The following is a 19,660-nucleotide window of genomic DNA, read 5'->3' as shown; positions in this document are numbered from 1 at the left end:
GATGATCACTTAGGTGACACCCCGGTTGCGGCGCGCGAGCGCGGAAAGTACGAAGCAGGCGGCGGCGAGCAGGCTGATCGCGCCGCCGGCGGCGACGTCGAACGCCCGGGACAGGTACAGCCCGCCGGTCGCGCTGCCGACCGCGATCGCGGTGGCGAGGGCGGTCATGGTGCCGAGCCGGCCGGTCCACAGCCGGGCGGCGCCGGCCGGGGCCACGACGAGCGCCAGGGTGAGGATGGTGCCGGCCGCGGGCACGGCCGTGGCGACGACGGCCTCGATGAGCAGCAGGACGAGCAGGTCGAGCGCGCCGGTGCGGTAGCCGGCGGCCCGGGCGCCGTCGCGGTCGAAGGCGGTGTACACCAGCTCCTTGTGCAGCGCGGCGAGCACCAGCGCGACGGCGGCGGTGACCCCGGCCGCGACCCACACGTCCGAGGGCGCGACGGTGAGGATGCTGCCGGTGAGGTACGCCGTGAGGTCCTTGGTGAACCCGTTCTGCGCCGACATCAGGGCGACGCCGAGGGCGAACCCGGCGGCGAGCGCGACCGCGGTGGCCGTGCTGTGGTCGTGCCCGCGGCGGCGCGCCAGGGCGGTGACGGCGAGGGCGGCGAGCACCCCGGCCGCGGCGCCGCCGAGGTAGAGGTTGAGGCCGGTGACGGCGGCGATGACGACGCCGGGAAAGGTGGCGTGCGTCATCGCCATCGTGAAGAACGCCTGCCGCCGCAGCACGACCTGGACGCCGATCAGGCCGCACACGGTACCGACGAGGATCGCCTCAAGCCACGGCACGGCCGCTCCCGCGGGTCCGCAGCGCCCGGGCGACGGCCGCGGCGAGCATGGTCAGCAGGTAGACCGCGACGAGGGTGAGCACGACCGTGGCGCCACCGGTCAGCCGCAGCCCGTAACCGACCGAGGCGTGGTAGCTGACCAGCAGGCCGGCGTAGCCGCAGACCGCGGCCGCGGCGACGCCCACGGCGGCGATCGGCGCGATCCGGTCGGCGACCAGGCGGCCGGTCGCGGCCGGCACGACGAGCAGGGCGACGACGAGCAGGGTGCCGACCGACCGGGCGGCGGCGACCACGACCAGGGCGACGGCGAGGTTGAGGACCAGATCGAGCAGCCAGGTCCGCAAGCCCGCAGCCGCGGCCGCCTGCGGGTCGAACGCCCGCAGCAGCAGCTCCTTGTGCACGCACGCGAGGGCGGCCAGCACGACGGCGGCGACGACCGCGGTCTGCGCGATCTGGGCGGCGGTGACCGTGAGCAGCCGGCCGAACAGGAACGCGGTGAGGTCGGCGGTGTAGGAGGAGCGCCGCGACACCAGCACGACGCCGACCGCGAACATCGCGGCGAGCAGGACGGCGAGGGCCGTGTCGTCGCTGACGCGGCCGATGCGGGTGAACGCGGTGAGCAGCACGGCGGTGAGCGCGGCGGCCAGCAGCGCGCCGGGGAACACGCCGTCGACGCCGACGGCGAGGAAGCCGAGCACGACGCCCGGGAAGACGGTGTGGGTCATGGTGTCGGCGACGAAGCCGAGCCGCCGGATGAGCACGTGGGTGCTGACCACGCCGGCCAGGACGGCGAGCAGCAGCAGCTCGGTCAGGGCGCGCGCCATGAACGGGGCCGCGAACGGTTCCACGAAGACGGCGCGCATCAGTGGTGTGCCAGGACGATCTGGCCGCCGTAGGTCGCGCGCAGCAGGTCCGCGGTGAGGGTCTGCGCGGTCGGGCCGAAGCCGAACATGCGGCGGTTGAGCAGGCACGCGTGGTCGCTGACGTGCTGCGCCAGGGCCAGGTCGTGCGTGGACAGCAGCACCGCGGTGCCCTGCCGCCGCAGGTCCGCGAGGACCCGCAGCAGGGCGTCCTGGCTGACGAGGTCGACGCCGTTGAACGGCTCGTCGAGCAGCAGCAGCCGCGGCCGCTGGGCGATGGCCCGGGCGAGCAGCACGCGCTGGCGCTGCCCGCCCGAGAGGGTGCCGAACGTGGACCGGGCGCGGTCGGCCAGCCCGACCTGCTCGAGGGCCTCCGCCGCGATGCGCCGGTCCTCGCGGCCCGGGCGGCGCAGCCAGCCGACCTGCCGGTAGCGGCCCATGAGCACGACCTGCGCGGCGGAGACGGGGAACTGCGCGTCGAGGGTGTCGGCCTGCGGCACGTAGCCGACGTCGCGGCGCGCCGCCGCGGGCGTGCGCCCGAGCACCGTGATGGCGCCGCCGACCACCGGGACGAGGCCGAGAACGGCCTTGATGAGCGTGGACTTGCCGGCGCCGTTGGGGCCGATGAGCGTGACGACCTCGCCGGCGCCGACGCGGCCGGTGACCCCGGCGAGCACCGGCCCCGCGTCGTAGGCGAGCGTGGCGTCGTCGATGCGCAGCGCGTCCGCGATCGCGTCAGCCACCGAGGGCCTGCACGATGACGTCGGTGTTGTGCTCCTCCATCTTGAGGTACGTGTCGCCGGCGGAGCCCTGCGGGCCGAGCGTGTCGCCGTAGAGCGCGTCCTCGCCGGCGACGACCTTGACGCCGGCCCGCCGGCCGATGGCCTCGGCGGTCTTGGGCGGCAGCGAGCTCTCGGAGAAGACCGCCTTCGCGCCCGTCTGCTTGATCTTCGCCACGATGTTGTCGACGTCCTGCGCGGACAGCTCGGCCGAGGTGTCGAAGCTCGGGATGATCGAACCGACGAACTGCAGCCGGTAGCGGTCGATGTAGTAGCCGAAGGCGTCGTGGTTGGTGACCAGCTTGCGATCGCCCGGCGGCAGCTTGCCGATCTTCGCCTGGATGTCGGCGTCGAGCGCGTCGAGCTTCGCCGAGTAGTCCGCGAGGTTGCGCTCGTAGGCGGCCGCGTCGGCGGGGTCGGCGGCGGCGAACGCCTTCTCGATGTTCTGCGCCATGGTCTTGGCGTTGCGCGGGTCGTGCCAGATGTGCGGGTCGCCGGCGGCCTCCTCCTCGTCGCCGTTGCCCTGGCGGATCGTCACGCCGGCGCTGGCATCGACGGTGGCGCCCTTGAACCCGGCGGAGGCGATCGTCTCGTCGAGCCACCGCTCGAGCCCGACGCCGCTCTTGACCACGACCTTGGCCGCGCCGATCGCGGCGATGTCGGCCGGGGTCGGCTCGTAGTCGTGCGGGTCGACGTTGGGCTTGAGGACCTGGGTGACGCTGACCTTGTCGCCGCCGATGTTGCGGGCGAAGTCGGCGACCTGGGTCGTCGTCGCCACGACGGCGAGCCGCCCGCCGCCGGCCGCGGCGGGCTGCGGTGTCGCGGCGCCGCACGCGGCGAGCGGCGCCGCGAGGGCGGCGAGCGCGAGGACAAGGGTCGTACGCCGGAAGGGGCGCATGAGGGTGCTCCTGAGGGCTGAGGGCCTGACGGCCGGCCATGCGAACGGGCTAGACGGTACTCGTTTTCATTTTCAATAACGAGCCGTCGCATGGCGATGTGCGCATGGCCGGCCGGGCCTTCAGCAGTTGCGCAGTTCGGGCGACTGGTTGAGCGGCCGGCCGCGTAGCGAGACGAAGGCGCGGTGTGCCTCGCCGCCCAGGGCGGACGGCGCGCGGATCAGCCCAGCAGCTCCGCGACGCGGGCCAGGCCCTGGCGCAGGCGGCGGAGGTACGTCGCCCGGCTCAGGTGCAGCGCGTGCGCGACGAGGTCGTGCCCGCCGGCGCCGCGCACGTAGTACCCGCCGAGCACCGCCGCCGCCTCCCGGTCCACCGGCGAGGGCGACGCGGCCAGGGCCATGACCGCGGCGAGGACCCGGTCGCCCAGCGGCGGTCCCGCCGGGCGCCCCGCGCGCAGCTGCTCCAGGGCGGCCCGCACGGCGGCGACGTGCGGCGCGTCCGGCTCGTCCTCCGGCGGCGCCTGCAGCCGGCCCAGCCAGCCGGGCAGCCCGCCGGGCCGGAAGCCGCGGGCGTAGACGGCGTTGGCCCGGCCGCAGCGGTACAGGTCGTCGCGGGTCTGCCCGACCCGGCGCAGGCCGAAGCGGGCGCACATCTGCTGGTACGGCAGCCACGGCGTGGACACCACCAGCCGCCCGTGCGCGATCCCCTGCGCGAGGATCTGGCGCACCAGCAGCGGCTGGAAGCGGGCGTAGCGCTCCTCGACCACCATCATCCCGACCACGGCACCGCCGGCGCCCCGCCCGGCGAGGGCCTCGGCGTGCTGCTGCAGCAGCGGCTCCAGGACCGGGGCGGCGCCGGTGCCCAGCGGCCTCAGGTTGACCATGCCGACGGGCCGGTCCTCGCCGTCGACGAGCATGTGGAAGCCGTGCTCGGCGCCGTCGAGGCCGTGCGCCTGCGCGCGCACGACGCTGAGCCGGGCGAGCCCGTCGAAGCCGCCGCGCGCCGGCGGCAGGAGCGCGGCCAGCAGCTCCTCGTCGGCGCCGTCGACGGTGGCCAGCACCGACAGCGCGGCCGGGTCCAGGCCGGGCGCCTCGACCCGCAGCCGCCGCAGCACGACGTCGGCGGCCGCGTCGGCGAGCGCGCCCGGCGAACGGGGGTCGGTGCCGGACAGCAGCGCGCCGGCGACCGCCCGAGCCAGCAGCGAGATGCTCCCGCCGAGCGCTCGGTCCCAGCCATCAACCGAGGAGGGCCAATGGAGATCGTTCGGCGGATTCGTAACGCGACCGTGGCCGCGGCGCTGGCCGGCGCCGGGCTCGTCGCGCTGAGCGCACAGCCGGCCGCGGCGGCCGTCATCGGCTCCGCCCGGCGGCTCTCCCGTGCCGCCGGGCGCGTCACATGTTGTACGGGGCCATGGGGAACCAGCCGTAGCCGAAGTGGGCGGGCACGCGCAGGTCCCAGTAGACGACGTCGAAGACGCCCAGGGCGATGAGCAGGGCGCCGGCGATCGCCATCGCGCGGCGGGGGTCGCCGGTCAGCCAGCGCAGGAACCGGCCGCGGGTGCCGGCCACGAGGATCGCGAACAGCGCGGTGACGATGATGACGTTGCCCAGCGACTGCAGGACGAGCGCGCCGGCGCCGTAGAACGGGTTGCCGGTGTCGGCGGGCCAGTGGAAGAGCTTGTTGAACATCGGGTAGGGGCGGCCGACGAGGAAGCCGCCGATGAGTGCGCCGAGCGCGACGACCCGCCACGCCGGGCGGTTGGCGAACACGTCGGGCAGGACGCCGAGCATGGCCAAGCCGAGGTACGCCAGGGCCAGCCCGATGACGCCGAAGACGACCGCCGACTGGATGATCCGCACCGGCATGCCGCCGGCCGTCGCGGTGGACAGCTGCGGCAGGCGGTCGCCGAGCAGCACGCCGACGAAGCCGTAGGTGGCCGAGACGGCGACCATGCCCAGCGTCAGGTAGCCGACCGGGCGCAGGAAGGCGCGGGCCGACGGGCGTCCGGCGTCCCTGCCGGCGACGCTGAGCGGGCCGATGGAGGCGGCCATGGCGATGTTGCACGCGGTGAACGTGCCGGCCAGGCCGGAGACGAACGCGAAGAGCAGGCCGCCGGCGGTGCCGGCGATCGCGGTGGCGCCGGCGTCGTGGCCCAGCAGCGCGTCGGCGACGTGCTGGCCGATGACCTTGTCGACGAGCTCGGCCGACCACAGCACGGCCAGCAGCACGCCGGCGACGGCGCCGATCGCCGCGGTCCGTCCCTTGTGGACGGCGGTGACCCGCGGTGCGGCGGTCTCAGGGACGGTCAGGGTCATGGTTGCCTCCGGTGAGGTAGTGGCCTTCGAAAGACATCAGCGCGTCGCCGTGCGGCGCGCGGCGTACCGACAGCACGCGGCCCACGTGGATGAGGTGGTCGCCGCCGTCGTAGGTGCGCCAGCGCCGGCACTCCAGCCACGCGAGGGCGCCGCCGATGAGGGGCGCGCCGGTGCGGCTCCCGGCGATGCAGGCGACGCCGTCGAACTGGGCGGCGCCGGGCGGGCGCGAGCGGTCGGCGAAGCGGCGCGCCACGTCGCGCTGGGCCGCGTCCAGCACCGACACGGCGAAGCAGTCGGCCTCCTCCACGAGCGGCCCCTGTCGTGGGGCCGGGGCGGCGATCGACCGGTCCCTCGCCGGCCGCGGCTGGTGGGTCGATCGCCGCTCGGCCGGCCACGCGACGCTCAGCGGCGCCCTGGCCGCCGTGCAGCAGTTCGCGGGGGAGGCCGACGTGGCGATCCTGGCGCCCTACCTGGACGCGGTCGAGGCGCTCGGCCACCAGGAGGCGGCGGCCCTCGCGAAGCAGGACGCCGAGGCCGACCGCGCCACCGTCGTGGTCCGAATCGTCATGTTCGACGTCATCCTCGACGCGCTGCGGTTCGTCGCGCAGGAGCACTACCTGCGCGAGCTCACGGTCCTGCGGGATCCGCGGCCCTCGGCGCGACCGGGGCGCTCAGGCCCAGCGTGAACAGGCGCCGGTCGACCTCGTTGAGCGCCAGGCGCAGCGCGCCGAGCGCGACGCTGTCGGCGCCGAGGGTCGAGGCGACCACGTCGGGCACGCGCAGGACCAGCTTCTGCAGCTCCCGTTGCAGCGGCTCGAGGACCAGGTCAGCGGAGCGGGAGAAGCCGCCGCCGAAGACCACGACCTGCGGGTCGAGGGCCAGTACGAGCGCGGCGGTGCCGACGGCGAGGTCCTTGACGTAGCGGCCGACGGCGGCGCGGGCGTCGCGGTTGCCGTCCCGGGCCGCGTTGAACACCCACGCGGCGGCGTCGTCCGGGCTGACCGTGTCCGGCACGCCCGGGCAGCGCTGCAGGTGCGCCGGCGCCGCGAGCCAGCGCACGGCCTTCAGCGCGCCGATCTCGCCGGCCGCGCCGCCGTAGCCGCGGCGCAGGACGCCGTCGATGATGAGCCCGGCGCCCATGCGCATGCCGGCGAGCAGGAACACGATGTCGTTCGCGTCCCGGGCCGCGCCGCGCCACCGCTCCGCGAGGGCGGCGAGCTTGCAGTCGTTCTCGACGATGATCGGGCAGGTGAACCGGTCGCTCAGGTGCGCGGCGAGGTCGACGGTCTGCCAGCCGGGCAGCGGCGTGAACAGGGTCGTGCGGCCGGTGGCGTCGACCGGGCCGGTGACGCCGATGGTGACCGCCCAGATGTCCGGCGCCGTCTTGCCCGCCTCGGCCAGGCACGTGGCGAGGATCTGGTCGAGGGCGGCGAGGCGCTCGCCGGGGTCGGCGTCCGCGGCGACGGCGACTCGGGCCGTGTGCACCACGTTGCCGTCGAGGTCGGCCACCAGGGCCAGTATCTTGTGCGCGCCGACGTCGACGCCGATGACGTACCCGGCGGTGGCCCGGAAGCGGTAGCGGCGGGCCGGGCGGCCCACGACGCTGCTGCCCCCGGGCTCCACGATCGTCGCCCAGCCGCCGGTGACGAGCCCCTGCGCGATCACGTCGACCGCGGGGCGCGACAGGCCGGTCAGCTTGGCGAGCTCGGTGACGGTGGCCGGGGGCTGGTCCCGCAGCGCCCGGACCACCGTCAGCGAGTTGAGCTCACGCAGCCGCGACAGGTCGGTCCCGGCGATGACCTGATCTGTCACAGTCTGCCCCCTAGCCCGCTAATATTGCTATGGAGTTTACAAACTACGCCCCGGAGCGCAAGCGGCTACTGGAACACGATGCTGTCGATGGTGACGGTGCTGCTGCCGCCGTACCAGAAGCCGAGCGCCAGCTGGGACGGGCTGGCCCGGTTGATGCCGTTGGCGGCCATCGGGATCCTGACGTCCTGGTAGGCGGCGGTGATGGCCGGGTGGCCGCCGCCGTCCAGGGTGAAGTCGCCGAACACCTTCGTGGAGCCGCCGAGGGACAGGCTGAAGTGGGCCTGCTCCCCGCCGGCGGCGCCCTTGATGCGCACGACGAGATAGGTGTACGCGGACAGGTCGGTGGCCACGTCGCTGCCGAACCAGCCGCAGTTGTTGTACTGCAGTGCGAGCGCGCCGCCGGCGACCACGCCGTTGCCGCCGCCGTTGCCGAAGCAGTTGCCGCCGGTCCACCGGCCGAGGTCGTTCTTCGCCGCCGACGGGTAGGCCGGCATGCCGTCGAAGTCGTCGAGCACGAGGCCGGCGGGCGGCGGCGGGGTCACCACGGCGACCGTCGCCGTGACCGCGTTGCTGGCCGGCGACTCGTAGCCGACGGCGTCGCGGGCGGTCACGGTGTAGGTGTGCGATCCGGCCGGTACGCCGGTGTCGGTGTACGAGGTGCCGGTGGTCGTCGTCACCGCCGTACCGTCGCGATAGATGCGATATCCGGTGACGCCCACGTTGTCGGTGGCGCCGGACCAGGACAGCGACACCGACGTGCCGCTCACGACGGGCGCCGCCAGGGTCGGCGCCGTGGGCGGCGTGCAGTCGCCGGTGCAGGCGCCGATGGTGACGGTGTTGGACAGGACGTTGTAGCCCTTGGCGGCGTCCCAGGTGCCGGTGTCGGCGAGCCGGACGGAGTACGCCGGGTTGCCGCGCAGCCCCGTGGCCTGGTCGGGCAGCCACAGGGCGAGCCGGTAGGTGCCGTTCGCCATGGCGGGCAGCGTCACGCTCTGGGTGGGCACGGCGACGTTGCCGGGCTTCCAGGTGCGCGGGTCGAGTCCGGTCAGCGGCACGTCGTAGCGGTGGGTGCCGTCGTCGAACACGAGGTACACCGGGCGCGGCTTGATGATGCCCGCGTACCCGTCGTTGGCCAGGTGCGCCGAGAAGGTGAACGCGCCGCCGGCCGCGGCCTGCGTGGTGAAGGTCGCGTCGACCAGGCGCAGCCGGTAGCCGAGCTTGCGCTTGATCCGGGTGAAGAGGGTCTCGGCCGGGTCGCTGCCCGACGCCGCCATGTTCGCGGCCTTCCACAGGTCGGTGTTGACCGCCGCGTAGTCCTCGTTGATCTCGGTCCAGTGCTGGTGCGCCAGCTCGTACTGCGCGTTGACCCCGGCGGCGTCGTTGCCGCCGCTGGCGTTGCAGGTCTCCCCGCCGACGATCTTGTTGCCGCCGGTCGAGGTCGCCATGTCGTACACCCACTGCTTCTTCGTCGCCACGTCGAACCAGCCCAGCCACGAGTTCTGGTCGTACGTGCCCATGTCGGCCGAGTCGGCGAGGAAGCAGTCGTCGTGGAAGCCGAGCCGGTCGAAGTCGCGGGTGGTCAGCAGGCAGCCGTCCGGCAGGGTGCAGCCGGGCGGTGCGGTGGTGCGCTGCGCGAACTCGTAGTTGAAGATCGGGTAGCGGATCGCGACCGGCATCGACGCCGGGGTGCTCGCGAGGAGCTTCTTCACGAGGCGGTACCGCACGGGCGCCTGGCTCTCCTCGGACGCGGCCGTGTAAGGGCTCTCGTGCCACTCGCCCCACGCGCCGAAGAACCCGGCCTCGAGGTGCATGACGACGTCGGCGTTGGCGGCCAGCACCGGTGCGAGCTGGTCGATGTGCCGCTCCATCTGCGCCTCGGTGACCGCGGAGTAGCCGTCCCACACGTAGGCGACGCGCAGGACGATCTTCATGCCCTGCGCCCGGACCGCGCCGAGCCCGGTGCCGAGGTTGGTCAGCAGCGCCTGCGGCAGGTCGCTGGTCTGGTACTTGTCGAGGTGGACGTAGCTGTGGACGAGCGTGTCGCCGTCGGCACGGGCCCGGGCGAACGTGCGGTCGAGCATGTCGGGGTTGAAGCCGGGGATCGTGTTGCTCGCGTAGTCGTTGACGGACGGGTCGTCGACGATCTCGTACCGGTTGTGGAAGCCGCGCTCCGGGTTGGTGAACGCGGTGGCGAAGTCGCCGGTGTATGCGACGGTGGCGGTCGGTGCGGCCTGGGCGGGAACCGCCGGGCCGAGCAGCGGGAGGGCCAGGACGGCCGCCGCCACGGCGGCCGCCCTGCCTCGGAAGGTCCCGTTCATCAGTTGCTGAAGGAGAAGCTGTCGATGGTGATCGTGCTGTTGCCGCCGTACCAGAAGCCCATCGCGAGCTGCGCGGGGCTGGTGCGGCTGATGCCGTTGGCGGCCATCGGGATCCGGATGTCCTGGTAGGCGGTGGTGATGGCCGGGTGGCCGCCGCCGTCGAGGACGTAGTCGCCGAAGACCTTCGTGGTGCCGCCGAGGCCCATGTTGAACTGCGTCTGCTCGCCGCCGCTTGCGCCCTTGACGCGCACGACGAGGTACGTGTACGCCGACACGTCCTGGTTGACGTCGCTGCCGAACCAGCCGCAGTTGTTGTACTGCAGCGCCAGGGCCCCGCCGGCGACGACGCCGTTGCCGCCGCCGTTTCCGAAGCAGTTGCCGCCGGTCCACTTGTGCAGGTCGTTCTGGGCCGCCGACGGGTAGGCGGGGTTACCGTCGAAGTCGTCGAGGACCAGGCCGGCCGGCGGTGGCGGCGTGCTGGACGTGCTCGCGGTGAGCGGCGCCGAGGCCGGCGAGAGGTTGCCCGCGGCGTCGCGGGCCTTGACGGTGTAGGTGTAGGAACCGGCCGTCAGGCCGGTGTCGGTGAAGGTGGTGCCGCTCGGCGCGCCGACCTGGGTGCCGTTGCGGAAGACCTGGTATCCGGTGACGCCGACGTCGTCGGTGGACGCGTTCCACGACAGTGAGATCGACGTGGTCGTGGCGCCGGGCGATGCCAGGCCGGTGGGTGCCGACGGCGGGGTGGTGTCGGTGCCGCCGCCGGTGCCGACGCCGATCGAGCCGAGGCCGAGCCAGCCGTCGGCGTTCTGGGTGGCGTTGCCGAAGCGCAGCTTCTTCGCCGCAGGGCTCAGCGCCTCCAGGGGGTTCTTCACGCGCAGCACGAGCTGGTAGGAGCCCGACGAGACGCCGGCGAGGCTGACGCCGGCCTGGAAGTACTGCGGGTAGCCGAAGTCCCGGTAGGCCGGGTCGGCGCCGACGTTCCAGTCCGGGAACGCCCGGATCTTCAGCGGCATCACGGTGCGCAGGTCCCAGGGGGTGTCCCACGTCTTCACGACCGTGCCGGCGGCGTTCTTCAGCCCGAGCGTGACCGTCCACGGGTAGTAGAACGGTGCCACGCCGTTGTTGGCGATGGTGACGCCGACGGTCGCGGTGCTGCCGGTGACGCTGTTCTGGTAGTACGCGTGGGTGGCGGTGAGGTCGTAGCCCATGAGCCGCACGGCCGCGGCCACGTTCGGGTCGGTGGCCGGGTAGCTCTGGCTGGTCTGGTTGATCTTCCACGTGGTGTGCTCGAGCTCGATGCAGGCCTTCATGTTGTCGACCTGGCCGGAGCCGCCGGGCCAGGAGGTGAACGCCGAGCTCTGGATCTCCGGGCGCACCTCGCCGCCCATCGAGTCGGTGACCCACTTGTTCTCCACGCCCTGGTTCAGCGCGCGCTGCAGCTGGGCGTAGCTCGCGCCGCCCAGCGACTGCGGCAGGGTGACGCCGGCCAGCGGCGAGCCCTCCTTGTAGCAGAACGAGTCGTCGTGGTAGCCGATGTCGCGGGCGTTGGCGGCGCCGCCGGCCGAGTCGGGGTAGCGGATCTCGAGCTTGGTGGTGTTGAACGCGGTGTCGAAGGCCTGCACGATCTGCGCCGCGTGGGCGTCGGTCGGCATCAGGTTGGGGTACCCGTCGGCGGTGTCCGTGTCGAACGGCCACGTGTGCCACTCGCCCCACAGCCCGACGATGCCGAGGTTGATGAACCCGATGCGCGGGTCGCCGTCGTAGCGGGCGCCGAACGCGGCGATGAAGTTCGTGACCGCGCTGAGCAGGTAGGCGCTGTCGTAGTCGGGCGAGACGGTGCCCCAGAAGGTGTTGTTGCGGTAGGTGACGTGCCCGTCGAAGCAGTGCGGGATGGCGTTGCCCGGGTGGCTGCCGGTTCCGCCGGGGTACTCCAGGTAGAAGCGGATGGCGGCCTGGTTGCCGTACGAGGCGATCTCGTTCAGCGCGTTGTCCACAATGGACCAGTTGTAGCTCGAGCAGTCGGTCGCGCTGGTCATCACCTCCGACAGGCCGAAGTAGCTCCAGGCGAGGGAGCGCGGGTAGCCCAGGCTCTGGTCGTCGCCGGGGAAGTAGAAGCGGGCGAAGCCCTTGAGCGGGTTGTCCAGCGGGCTCGGTGCGGCCGCGAGCGGGTGGTCGGTCAGCGACGGGCTCGGTGTGCCCGGCGCGGCCGGTCGGGCCGGCGGCCCGGCGGGCACCGGCGTGAACGCGGCGGCGTTGCCGCTCGGCGCGAGGACGAGCACGGCCGTGGCGGCGACCGTACAGGCGGCGGCGGCCCGCGCGAAGCGGCGCCACCGCATGGCGATGCGCATGGATGAACCTCCACGAGGTGGGGTGCGGGTGCTCCTCGAACGCGATTCGATACGAGGAGGTGTTGACAAAGTTTCCATGAGCTTCATCATTATTAGCGATCGCCCACCCCCCGCCGCAAGACGCAAATCTCGAAGATCTTCGATTGGTTGAACCCGCTTCACTCAAGGAAACGAGGTCGGATCGTGACGATGCGTAATGCCGTTGCGGTGCCAGCCGTGCCGGCGCCCGATCCTCCCGGCGAGCCGGAGGCCCCCGCCCGGCGCCGCCGGGCCCGCGACGACCGGGGGATCGCCTGGCTGTTCCTGGTGCCGGTGCTGACCGGCTTCGCGGTCTTCTACCTGTACCCGACGATCCGCGGCGTCTGGTACTCGGTGACCGACTACAGCCTGCTCAACACCCCGTCGTTCGTCGGCGCCGACAACTACGCCGAACTCGTCTCCGACGCGAAGTTCTGGGGCTCGCTGCGGGTCACGGCGTACTACGTCGTGCTCAACATCGGCTCGCAGACGCTGCTCGCGCTCGGCCTGGCCGCCCTCATGCACCGGCTGACCCGCTCGGTCGTGGTGCGGGCCACGCTGCTGCTGCCGTGGCTGGTGCCGAACGTGACCGTGGCCCTGCTGTGGATGTGGCTGCTGGACGCCAACCTCGGCTTCGTCAACCACCTGCTGTCCGCGGTGGGGCTGCCGACCACCGGCTTCCTGCGCTCGCCCGACTTCGCGATGCCGTCCATCGCGCTCATCAACACGTGGGCGTACACCGGCTACACCGCCCTGCTGCTCTACGCCGGCATGCTGCAGATACCGCAGCACCTCTACGAGAGCGCGTCCCTGGACGGCGCGGGGGAGCTGCGCATGTTCCGCCGGATCACGCTGCCGCTGCTGCGCCCGATCCTCGCGCTGGTGCTCGTGGTGTCGCTGATCGGCTCGTTCCAGATCTTCGACACCGTCGCCGTCACCACCAAGGGCGACCCGGTCGGCGCCACGCGGGTCATCTACTACTACATCTACCAGCAGGCCTTCACGTACTTCCACATGGGCTACGCCGCCGCGGCCGCGATGGTGCTCGTGGTCATCCTCGGCGTGCTCACCGCCGTGCAGATGCGGCTGCTGCGCGCCTCCCGATCCGACCTCACCTGAGAGGGCCCGCGATGACCCGCCGCTTCGCACCGGGCCGGCTGCTGGCCTGGCTCGTGCTGATCGTGTTCCTCGCGCTCACCGTCGCGCCGTTCTATTGGATGGTCCGCACCGCGCTCACCCCGGCCGCGGACATCTACTCCGACAGCACGGCCGTGTTCCCCGCACACCCCACGATGATCAACTTCTGGCGCGTGCTCGGCCTGGTCGACAACCAGACCGCGCGCAACGCCGGCGGTTCCGGGGCGCAGATCGACTTCCTGCGGTACACCCTGAACTCCGTCATCTACTGCGCGCTCATCGCGACCGCGCAGACGTTCTGCTGCGCCCTGGCGGGCTACGCCTTCGCCCGCCTGCGCTTCCCGGGCCGGGACCTCGTCTTCGGCGTCATGGTCGCGGCGCTGATGGTCCCGCCGATCTTCACGCTGCTGCCCAACTTCACGCTCGTCAAGAGCCTCGGCGCCATCGACACGTTCGCCGGCATGGTCGCGCCGTCGCTGCTCATGACGCCCTTCGCCGTGTTCTTCCTCCGCCAGTTCTTCCTGTCCGTGCCGCGGGAGGTCGAGGAGGCGGCGGTCATCGACGGCGCCGGGCGCTGGGGCGTGTTCTGGCGGGTCGTGATGCCCATGAGCCGCGGCCCGCTCATCACCATCGCGCTCACCACCTCGGTGTGGGCGTGGAAGGACTTCCTGTGGCCGCTGCTCGTCGGCCGCGGGGAGCAGACCCGGGTGCTCACCGTGGCCCTCGGGGTGTTTCTCCAGCAGTCCCCGAACACCCAGCCGGACTGGACCGGACTCATGGCCGCCTCCACGCTGTCGGTCCTGCCCGTCCTCGCGCTGCTCATCTTCCTGGGCAAGCGCCTCGTCCAATCCCTCAACTTCACCGGCATCAAGTGACCTCGAAAGGGAACCCCCTCGTGTTCAGACGATCCCGCACGGCGGCGGTGCTGGCCGCCTCGGCTTTGCTTATGCCACTGGCCGCCTGCTCCGGCGGCGACGACGCCGCCGACGGCGGCAAGGTCACCATCAACTACTGGCTGTGGGACGACAAGCAGCAGCCCGCCTACCAGGCCTGCGCCGACGAGTTCACCAAGGCCAACCCGAATATCACCATCAAGTTCACGCAGACGCAGTGGGCGCAGTACTGGCAGAACCTCACCACCCAGCTGGCCAGCGGCGGCGCGCCCGACGTCTGGACCGACCACGCCTCGTACTACCCGCAGTTCGTGTCCAGCAACCAGATCCTCGACATCCAGCCGTTCGTCGACAAGGACAAGGTCGACCTCTCGCAGTACCAGGCGGGGCTCGCGGACCTGTTCGTCAAGGACGGCAAGCGCTACGGGCTGCCGAAGGACTGGGACACGATGGCGGTGGTGTACAACACCAAGCTCGTCACCGACACCGCGGGCCTGGACAAGCTCACCTGGAACCCGAACGACGGCGGCACGTTCGAGCAGGCGATCGCCAAGGCCACCGTCGACGCCAACGGCAAGAACGGCCTCGACCCGGCCTTCGACAAGGCGCACGTCAAGGTGTACGGCTTCCTGCCGGAGTGGGCCGACGGCGCGCAGGGCCAGAACGGCTGGGGCGACCTCGCCGTCTCCAACGGCTTCACCTACCTCGACAAGAACCCGTGGGGCACCCACTACAACTACGACGACCCGAAGCTCGCGCAGACGATCGCCTGGTTCAAGCACCTCATCGACGCGGGCTATGCGCCGAAGTTCGACAAGCAGTCCAACCTCGGCCGCGACGCCGTGATGGACGCGGGCCAGGCGGCGTACACCATCGTCGGCTCCTGGACGATCAGCACCTACCTCGGCGCGGACGCCAAGCAGAAGTACGCTTTCGCGCCGCTGCCCACCGGCCCGGCCGGGCGCAAGACCGCCATCAACGGCCTGTCCGACGCCATCTACGCCGGCACCAAGCACCCCGACCAGGCGTGGGCCTGGGTCAAGTTCCTGGGCTCCTCGGCCTGCCAGGACATCGTCGGCGACAAGGCGGTCGTGTTCCCCGCCATCAAGTCCGCCGCCGACAAGGCCCTCGCGGCGCACAAGACCGCGGGCCGCGACGTGCACGTCTTCACCGACGAGGCAGCTGCGCCCGGCGGGACGTTCTTCCTGCCGATCAGCGACCACGGCAACGAGGTCAGCCAGATCGTGCAGGACTCCCTGCAGGCCGTCGTCCTGGGCCAGGCCGCGCCGGCCGACGCCCTGAAGAAGGCCAACGACCAGGTCAACGCCCTCTTCAAGTAACGCAACCCGGAAAGGATCTAAGGAGAACCATGGCACAGGTCGTCGAGCTCGGCAGACGCCACTTCGCCCTCCAGCACTCCGGCGACGGGACCCCCCGGTCCGCACCGGGCGGCATCCTGCTGCCCCCGGGCCGGGTCGCGATCCTGCACGGGCTCGGCGACGCCTCCTTCTACCGCCACGGGCACAACTCGTGGAGCCCCTGCGGGTGGCGCCGCCTGAGCGAGCCCCCGCTGCGCATCCCCAACCCGACCCGGCTCGTCACCGCGGACGACCCCGCCTTCGACGAGCCGGGCCGCCACCACGGCTCGGCGGTCGCCGCGCTGCAGGGCCCCGACGGCGGCACCCTGCTGCTGGGCGCCCTCGGCCTGGACACGCCCCGCCTCACCGCCGACCACGACACCCTCACGGGCTGGTACGCCTCCGGCGGCGCCGAGTGGTTCCTGGCCTACGGCGCCGAGCAGGACGTGTTCACCGCCTACACCGACCAGCTCGCCGAGCGCTTCGGCGCCGCCCGCCGCCGCGCCGGCAACGTCTGGTGCAGCTGGTACGCCTACTACGAGAACGTCACCGAGGCCCAGCTGACCAAGGACATCGCCGACCTCGCGGGACTGCCGTTCGACGTCGTGCAGATCGACGACGGCTGGGAGGAGCTCGTCGGCGACTGGGAGCCCAACGCCAAGTTCCCCAGCGGCATGGCGGACCTCGCCGAGCGCATCGCCGACGCCGGGTTCACGCCGGGGCTGTGGCTGGCGCCGTTCATCGCGCTGCCGCACTCGCGCCTGGCCACCGAGCACCCGGAGCTGCTGCTGCGCGACGAGGCCGGCCGCCCGGTCGTGGCCGGGTACAACTGGGGCGGGCCGTACTACGCGCTCGACCTCGAACGCGCGGACGCCCTCGAGCACGTCGCCGCGCTCACCCGGCGGGTCGTGCACGAGTGGGGGTACCGCTACCTGAAGCTCGACTTCGTCAACGCGGCCGCGGCGTACCTGCCCGGCCGCCACCGCGAGCGCATCTACCGCGACGCGCTGCGGGTCGTGCGCGAGGCGGCGGGCGACGACGTGTACCTGCTGGGCTCCGGCGCCATGCTGCTGCCCTCGCTCGGCCTGCTCGACGGCCTGCGCAGCGGCCCGGACGTGGCGCCCATGTGGGACAACTACGCCTCCGTCGACCCGTCCGACGCGACCGCCCGCAACGCCGTCGTCAACAGCGTCCACCGCCTGTGGCAGGCGCCGCTCCTCGAGGTCGACCCGGACGTCGTCTACTTCCGCAGCAAGCTCAACCTGCTGACGCCGCAGCAGCTGCAGTGGCTGCGCGATCTCGCCGACGTGTGCGGCTTCCGGGCCGTCTCCGACCCGCCGAGCTGGCTCACGCCGGCGGAGCTGGAGCAGCTGCGCGAGTACCTCGACCGCACGCCGGCGGTGCGGCGCCTGGGCCGCTACCGGTTCAGCGTCGACGGCCGCGAGGTCGACTTCGCGCCGGCCGTGGCGACCGACACCGGCGGCCAGCTGTACCCCATCTCGTGAGGCCGCCATGCTGCCTGCCCTCCGGCACCAGCGGATCATCGAGCTGCTGGCCCAGCGTGAGTACGTGACGATCACCGAGGTGCAGGCCGCCACCGGCGCGTCGCCGGCCACCGCCCGCCGCGACCTGGAGCGCCTGGCCACGAGGGGCGCGCTGACTCGGATCCGGGGCGGCGCGACCCGCCCGCCTGGCCCGCGCGGCGAGGCCCGCGTCCTGGCGGCCTGCGTCGCGCGGGTCCGGGTCGCCCTGGACCGCCACGACCTGAACGCGGTGGAGAACGCCCTGTACCAGGCTCTGGACGCCTGCTCCAGGCTGCGCCGCATTCCTAACGGTGTTAGGCCATGATCGCCGTGCCCGCGATCGCTCTGGAGCTGCTGCAGGCCGCGGCCGCGTGCGCCGGCGCCGCCGTGGACTGGCCCCCGGTGGCGGCGGCGGTGGTCGCCGTGCTGGCGGTGGCGGCGTGCGTGCTGCAGCTGCGGCGCTGGCGCTGGATGCTGGCGCAGTAGCGTTGCCGGCATGGAACGCGTTGCGCTGGTGACCGGCGCGAACCGCGGCATCGGCCTCGAGGTGACCCGGGAGCTGGCGGCCCGCGGCTGGACCGTGCTGCTCGGCACCCGCTCGCGCGACAAGGGCGAGCGCGCCGCGTCGGGTGTTGCCGGCCGGGTCGAGGTGCTCGAGCTCGACGTGTCGGACGACGCCTCGGTGGCGGCCGCCGCCCGGGCGGTGCCCCGCCTGGACGTCCTGGTGAACAACGCCGCGATCCTGTACGACACGTGGCAGACCGGCGCCGCCGCGGACCTGGGGGTGGTCCACGAGGCGATGGAGACGAACCTGTTCGGCGCCTGGCGGGTCACGCAGGCGCTGCTGCCGGCCCTGCGCCGCGGCCACCACCCGCGGGTCGTGAACGTGTCGAGCGAGGGTGGCTCGCTGGCGTCGATGGGCGGCGGCACGCCCGCCTACAGCGTCAGCAAGGCCGCCCTGAACGCTCTGACGCGGATCCTGGCCGCGGAGCTGCGCCCCGACGGCATCCTCGTCAACGCGGTCTGCCCCGGCTGGGTGGCGACCGACATGGGCGGCCCCGGCGGCCGGCCGCTCGCCGAGGGCGCTGCGAGCGTCCTGTGGGCGGTCGACCTCCCGCCGAACGGCCCGACCGGCACCTTCACCCGCGACGGCCGCCCACTGGCCTGGTGACCACGCCGGGGCACGCACGGCGAGCGCGGGATGTGATGCTGGGCGGCGTGATCGTCGACTTCGAAGCGCCGCTGTGGGAGTGGGACGCCCGCCGCGGCGACACCTGGATCTTCGTCAGCCTGCCCGAGGACGCCTCGGAGGAGATTCGCGAGCTGTCCGCACCCACCCGGCGCGGGTTCGGGTCGCTGCGGGTGCGTGCGAGCATCGGGGGCACGACGTGGCGGACCTCGATCTTCCCGGGCAGCGGCGGGCCGTACGTGCTGCCGGTCAAGCGGGCGGTGCGCACGGCCGAGCGCCTCGACGCCGGCGACGTCGCCGCCGTCTCGTTGGAGCTGCTCGACCTGTGAACGCACGGCCGGCCTCCTACGCGCCGGCCAGCACCAGGCGTCGCTCGGCCTCGCGTGGGTCCAGCCACGGCACGCCGTCGAGGCTCGCCTTCTTCGTGTTGAACGCGTACACCCAGAGCCCGGCCGCCCAGCTCGCCTCGACCTCGCCGGCCGTCCACGCCCTCCCGGCGGCGCGCTGGTACTCCTCGACGAACGCCGCCGACTCCTGCTCCGTGGCGGCCCGCGGCACCATCCCGCACGGCCACACGGCGGCGGCGAGCCCGACGAGGACCGCCTCGGGAGCGGCCGTGACGCTGTCCCAGTCGTGTACCACCAGGGGCTCGTCGCCGGCCCAGCGCAGGTTCTGCGCCTCCCAGTCGCCGTGCCCGACGACCCGTCGTTGCCCGGCCTCGGTGCGCGCGAACGCGGCCAGCCGGCGGCGGACGCGAGCGCCCGTGTCGTCGATCCACGGCGTCGCGTGCCCGGCGGCGTTGAGGTCGTCGGCGCGGTCGTCGGCGGCGGGCCAGACCCCGTCCACGCCGTGGTCCCAGGCCGTCCACGGCGGCGGCGGGTCGAGGGTGCCGATCGCCGTCGCCGGGGGCGCGAGCGCGACGAACCGCGCGAGCAGTCCGGCGAACCGGCGGGCGTGCTCGGTGGCGGGCGCCGGATCGCCGCCGGGGACGTACCGCTCGGCGCTCACCGCCAGTCCGTTGTCGACCGCCGGGCCGGCGAGAGGCTCCGGCGCGGGGAAGCCGGCCGTCCACAGTGCACGCTGGACGGTGGTGCACGCGGCGAGCCGCGGCGAGTCGGGCCGCGCCTTGACGGTCACCTCCCGGCCGTCGGCCAGGCGCACCCCGTGGACGCGCGAGAGGTGGCCGCCCGCGAACAGCACCTCCTCGACGGGGCTGCCGAGCCGCTCGGCGCACCATCGGGCGACGTCGAAGGTCATGCCGCAAGACTAAGAGTTGAGTCGTAAACTCATGGTCTGGCCCCGGGTGGGCCTATCCGGGCTGGTGGCGCGGTCCGCGCGTGGTCCCGGCAGCAGGCTGCCAAGCCTCATCGGGGGTTGCGTCACCAGTGGTGTGACCGTTTCGCCGGCAGAGGCCACCCCGTGAGTGGCTGCC

20 protein-coding genes are annotated in these 19,660 nt (G+C 72.8%); 9 read left to right on the top strand and 11 right to left on the bottom strand.

Features of this window, described 5'->3' with window-relative positions; genetic code table 11:
* Positions 1-9: 9 nt before the first annotated feature.
* From ABD901_RS15750 to ABD901_RS15720, 7 genes are all read right to left on the bottom strand, one after another.
* Entirely contained in the window at positions 10-786 is a 777-nt protein-coding gene (locus ABD901_RS15750; protein ID WP_345127278.1) for a metal ABC transporter permease, read from the bottom strand.
* Positions 773-1,648, bottom strand: a complete 876-nt coding sequence (locus ABD901_RS15745; protein WP_345127274.1) for a metal ABC transporter permease — start codon at positions 1,646-1,648, stop codon at positions 773-775. The genes ABD901_RS15750 and ABD901_RS15745 overlap by 14 nt, the downstream gene beginning before the upstream one ends.
* Positions 1,648-2,388 (bottom strand): metal ABC transporter ATP-binding protein, encoded by a 741-nt coding sequence (locus ABD901_RS15740; protein ID WP_345127272.1) that lies wholly within the window; start codon positions 2,386-2,388, stop codon positions 1,648-1,650. Before ABD901_RS15740 ends, ABD901_RS15745 begins: the two co-directional genes overlap by 1 nt.
* On the bottom strand, positions 2,381-3,322 hold the full coding sequence (locus ABD901_RS15735; RefSeq protein WP_345127269.1) for a metal ABC transporter substrate-binding protein: 942 nt from the start codon (positions 3,320-3,322) through the stop codon (positions 2,381-2,383). The genes ABD901_RS15740 and ABD901_RS15735 overlap by 8 nt, the downstream gene beginning before the upstream one ends.
* Before the next feature lie 218 nt (positions 3,323-3,540).
* Entirely contained in the window at positions 3,541-4,434 is an 894-nt protein-coding gene (locus tag ABD901_RS15730; protein WP_345127265.1) for a hypothetical protein, read from the bottom strand.
* A 277-nt stretch (positions 4,435-4,711) separates the two neighbouring features.
* On the bottom strand, positions 4,712-5,635 hold the full coding sequence (locus ABD901_RS15725) for a hypothetical protein (RefSeq protein WP_345127262.1): 924 nt from the start codon (positions 5,633-5,635) through the stop codon (positions 4,712-4,714).
* On the bottom strand, positions 5,616-5,942 hold the full coding sequence (locus tag ABD901_RS15720; protein WP_345127258.1) for a flavin reductase family protein: 327 nt from the start codon (positions 5,940-5,942) through the stop codon (positions 5,616-5,618). The genes ABD901_RS15725 and ABD901_RS15720 overlap by 20 nt, the downstream gene beginning before the upstream one ends.
* A 115-nt stretch (positions 5,943-6,057) precedes the next feature.
* On the opposite strand from ABD901_RS15720, the gene ABD901_RS15715 reads away from it, so the two are divergent.
* Positions 6,058-6,321: a hypothetical protein gene (locus ABD901_RS15715; RefSeq protein ID WP_345127254.1), complete on the top strand. Its 264-nt coding sequence runs from the start codon at positions 6,058-6,060 to the stop codon at positions 6,319-6,321.
* Here ABD901_RS15715 and ABD901_RS15710 read toward each other — a convergent pair.
* The 3 genes from ABD901_RS15710 to ABD901_RS15700 form a co-directional block, all read right to left on the bottom strand.
* A complete protein-coding gene (locus ABD901_RS15710; RefSeq protein ID WP_345127251.1) occupies positions 6,263-7,447 on the bottom strand; it encodes an ROK family transcriptional regulator in 1,185 nt (394 codons plus the stop codon). The two genes, ABD901_RS15715 and ABD901_RS15710, sit on opposite strands and share 59 nt — an antisense overlap.
* A gap of 65 nt (positions 7,448-7,512) precedes the next feature.
* Positions 7,513-9,765 carry a DUF4832 domain-containing protein gene (locus ABD901_RS15705; protein WP_345127248.1) on the bottom strand — a complete coding sequence of 751 codons (2,253 nt, stop codon included), beginning with the start codon at positions 9,763-9,765 and terminating at the stop codon, positions 7,513-7,515.
* Positions 9,765-12,110, bottom strand: coding sequence for a fibronectin type III domain-containing protein (locus ABD901_RS15700; protein ID WP_345127246.1), 2,346 nt, complete (start codon positions 12,108-12,110; stop codon positions 9,765-9,767). The genes ABD901_RS15705 and ABD901_RS15700 overlap by 1 nt, the downstream gene beginning before the upstream one ends.
* 189 nt (positions 12,111-12,299) lie before the next feature.
* Here ABD901_RS15700 and ABD901_RS15695 point away from each other — a divergent pair, with 189 nt between their 5' ends.
* Genes ABD901_RS15695 through ABD901_RS15660 form a run of 8 tightly spaced genes read left to right on the top strand, consistent with a single transcriptional unit; the run spans position 12,300 to position 18,557 of the window.
* On the top strand, positions 12,300-13,247 hold the full coding sequence (locus ABD901_RS15695; RefSeq protein WP_345127831.1) for a carbohydrate ABC transporter permease: 948 nt from the start codon (positions 12,300-12,302) through the stop codon (positions 13,245-13,247).
* Positions 13,248-13,258: 11 nt separating this feature from the next.
* Positions 13,259-14,140: a carbohydrate ABC transporter permease gene (locus ABD901_RS15690; RefSeq protein WP_345127244.1), complete on the top strand. Its 882-nt coding sequence runs from the start codon at positions 13,259-13,261 to the stop codon at positions 14,138-14,140.
* A 20-nt stretch (positions 14,141-14,160) separates the two neighbouring features.
* Positions 14,161-15,498 carry an ABC transporter substrate-binding protein gene (locus ABD901_RS15685; RefSeq protein ID WP_345127241.1) on the top strand — a complete coding sequence of 446 codons (1,338 nt, stop codon included), beginning with the start codon at positions 14,161-14,163 and terminating at the stop codon, positions 15,496-15,498.
* 29 nt (positions 15,499-15,527) lie between these two features.
* Positions 15,528-17,021, top strand: coding sequence for a glycoside hydrolase family 36 protein (locus ABD901_RS15680; RefSeq protein ID WP_345127237.1), 1,494 nt, complete (start codon positions 15,528-15,530; stop codon positions 17,019-17,021).
* A gap of 7 nt (positions 17,022-17,028) precedes the next feature.
* Complete coding sequence (locus ABD901_RS15675; protein WP_345127234.1) at positions 17,029-17,364, top strand: DeoR family transcriptional regulator; 336 nt, start codon at positions 17,029-17,031, stop codon at positions 17,362-17,364.
* Positions 17,361-17,525 (top strand): hypothetical protein, encoded by a 165-nt coding sequence (locus tag ABD901_RS15670; RefSeq protein WP_345127230.1) that lies wholly within the window; start codon positions 17,361-17,363, stop codon positions 17,523-17,525. Before ABD901_RS15675 ends, ABD901_RS15670 begins: the two co-directional genes overlap by 4 nt.
* A 10-nt stretch (positions 17,526-17,535) precedes the next feature.
* Positions 17,536-18,210 carry an SDR family NAD(P)-dependent oxidoreductase gene (locus ABD901_RS15665; RefSeq protein WP_345127228.1) on the top strand — a complete coding sequence of 225 codons (675 nt, stop codon included), beginning with the start codon at positions 17,536-17,538 and terminating at the stop codon, positions 18,208-18,210.
* A gap of 47 nt (positions 18,211-18,257) precedes the next feature.
* Positions 18,258-18,557 carry a DUF1905 domain-containing protein gene (locus tag ABD901_RS15660; protein ID WP_345127225.1) on the top strand — a complete coding sequence of 100 codons (300 nt, stop codon included), beginning with the start codon at positions 18,258-18,260 and terminating at the stop codon, positions 18,555-18,557.
* A 16-nt stretch (positions 18,558-18,573) separates the two neighbouring features.
* Here ABD901_RS15660 and ABD901_RS15655 read toward each other — a convergent pair whose 3' ends face one another.
* The gene (locus ABD901_RS15655) at positions 18,574-19,485 is read right to left on the bottom strand and encodes a phosphotransferase family protein (protein WP_345127223.1); all 912 of its coding nucleotides are present in this window, start codon (positions 19,483-19,485) and stop codon (positions 18,574-18,576) included.
* Positions 19,486-19,660: the final 175 nt, after the last annotated feature.

Source organism: Dactylosporangium darangshiense (assembly GCF_039537565.1).
Taxonomy (GTDB): Bacteria; Actinomycetota; Actinomycetes; order Mycobacteriales; family Micromonosporaceae; genus Dactylosporangium; species Dactylosporangium darangshiense.
Note: the sequence above shows the minus strand (reverse complement) of the source record. Positions and strands in the feature narration are given on the sequence as shown.

Bases quoted from the DNA above. Each gene is read 5' to 3' on its own strand.
- ABD901_RS15745 (WP_345127274.1), bottom strand. From the start codon at position 1,648: ATGCGCGCCGTCTTCGTGGAACCGTTCGCGGCCCCGTTCATGGCGCGC.
- ABD901_RS15735 (WP_345127269.1), bottom strand. From the start codon at position 3,322: ATGCGCCCCTTCCGGCGTACGACCCTTGTCCTCGCGCTCGCCGCCCTC.
- ABD901_RS15725 (WP_345127262.1), bottom strand. From the start codon at position 5,635: ATGACCCTGACCGTCCCTGAGACCGCCGCACCGCGGGTCACCGCCGTC.
- ABD901_RS15705 (WP_345127248.1), bottom strand. From the start codon at position 9,765: ATGAACGGGACCTTCCGAGGCAGGGCGGCCGCCGTGGCGGCGGCCGTC.
- ABD901_RS15700 (WP_345127246.1), bottom strand. From the start codon at position 12,110: ATGCGCATCGCCATGCGGTGGCGCCGCTTCGCGCGGGCCGCCGCCGCC.
- ABD901_RS15695 (WP_345127831.1), top strand. From the start codon at position 12,300: ATGCGTAATGCCGTTGCGGTGCCAGCCGTGCCGGCGCCCGATCCTCCC.
- ABD901_RS15690 (WP_345127244.1), top strand. From the start codon at position 13,259: ATGACCCGCCGCTTCGCACCGGGCCGGCTGCTGGCCTGGCTCGTGCTG.
- ABD901_RS15680 (WP_345127237.1), top strand. From the start codon at position 15,528: ATGGCACAGGTCGTCGAGCTCGGCAGACGCCACTTCGCCCTCCAGCAC.
- ABD901_RS15675 (WP_345127234.1), top strand. From the start codon at position 17,029: ATGCTGCCTGCCCTCCGGCACCAGCGGATCATCGAGCTGCTGGCCCAG.
- ABD901_RS15670 (WP_345127230.1), top strand. From the start codon at position 17,361: ATGATCGCCGTGCCCGCGATCGCTCTGGAGCTGCTGCAGGCCGCGGCC.
- ABD901_RS15665 (WP_345127228.1), top strand. From the start codon at position 17,536: ATGGAACGCGTTGCGCTGGTGACCGGCGCGAACCGCGGCATCGGCCTC.
- ABD901_RS15655 (WP_345127223.1), bottom strand. From the start codon at position 19,485: ATGACCTTCGACGTCGCCCGATGGTGCGCCGAGCGGCTCGGCAGCCCC.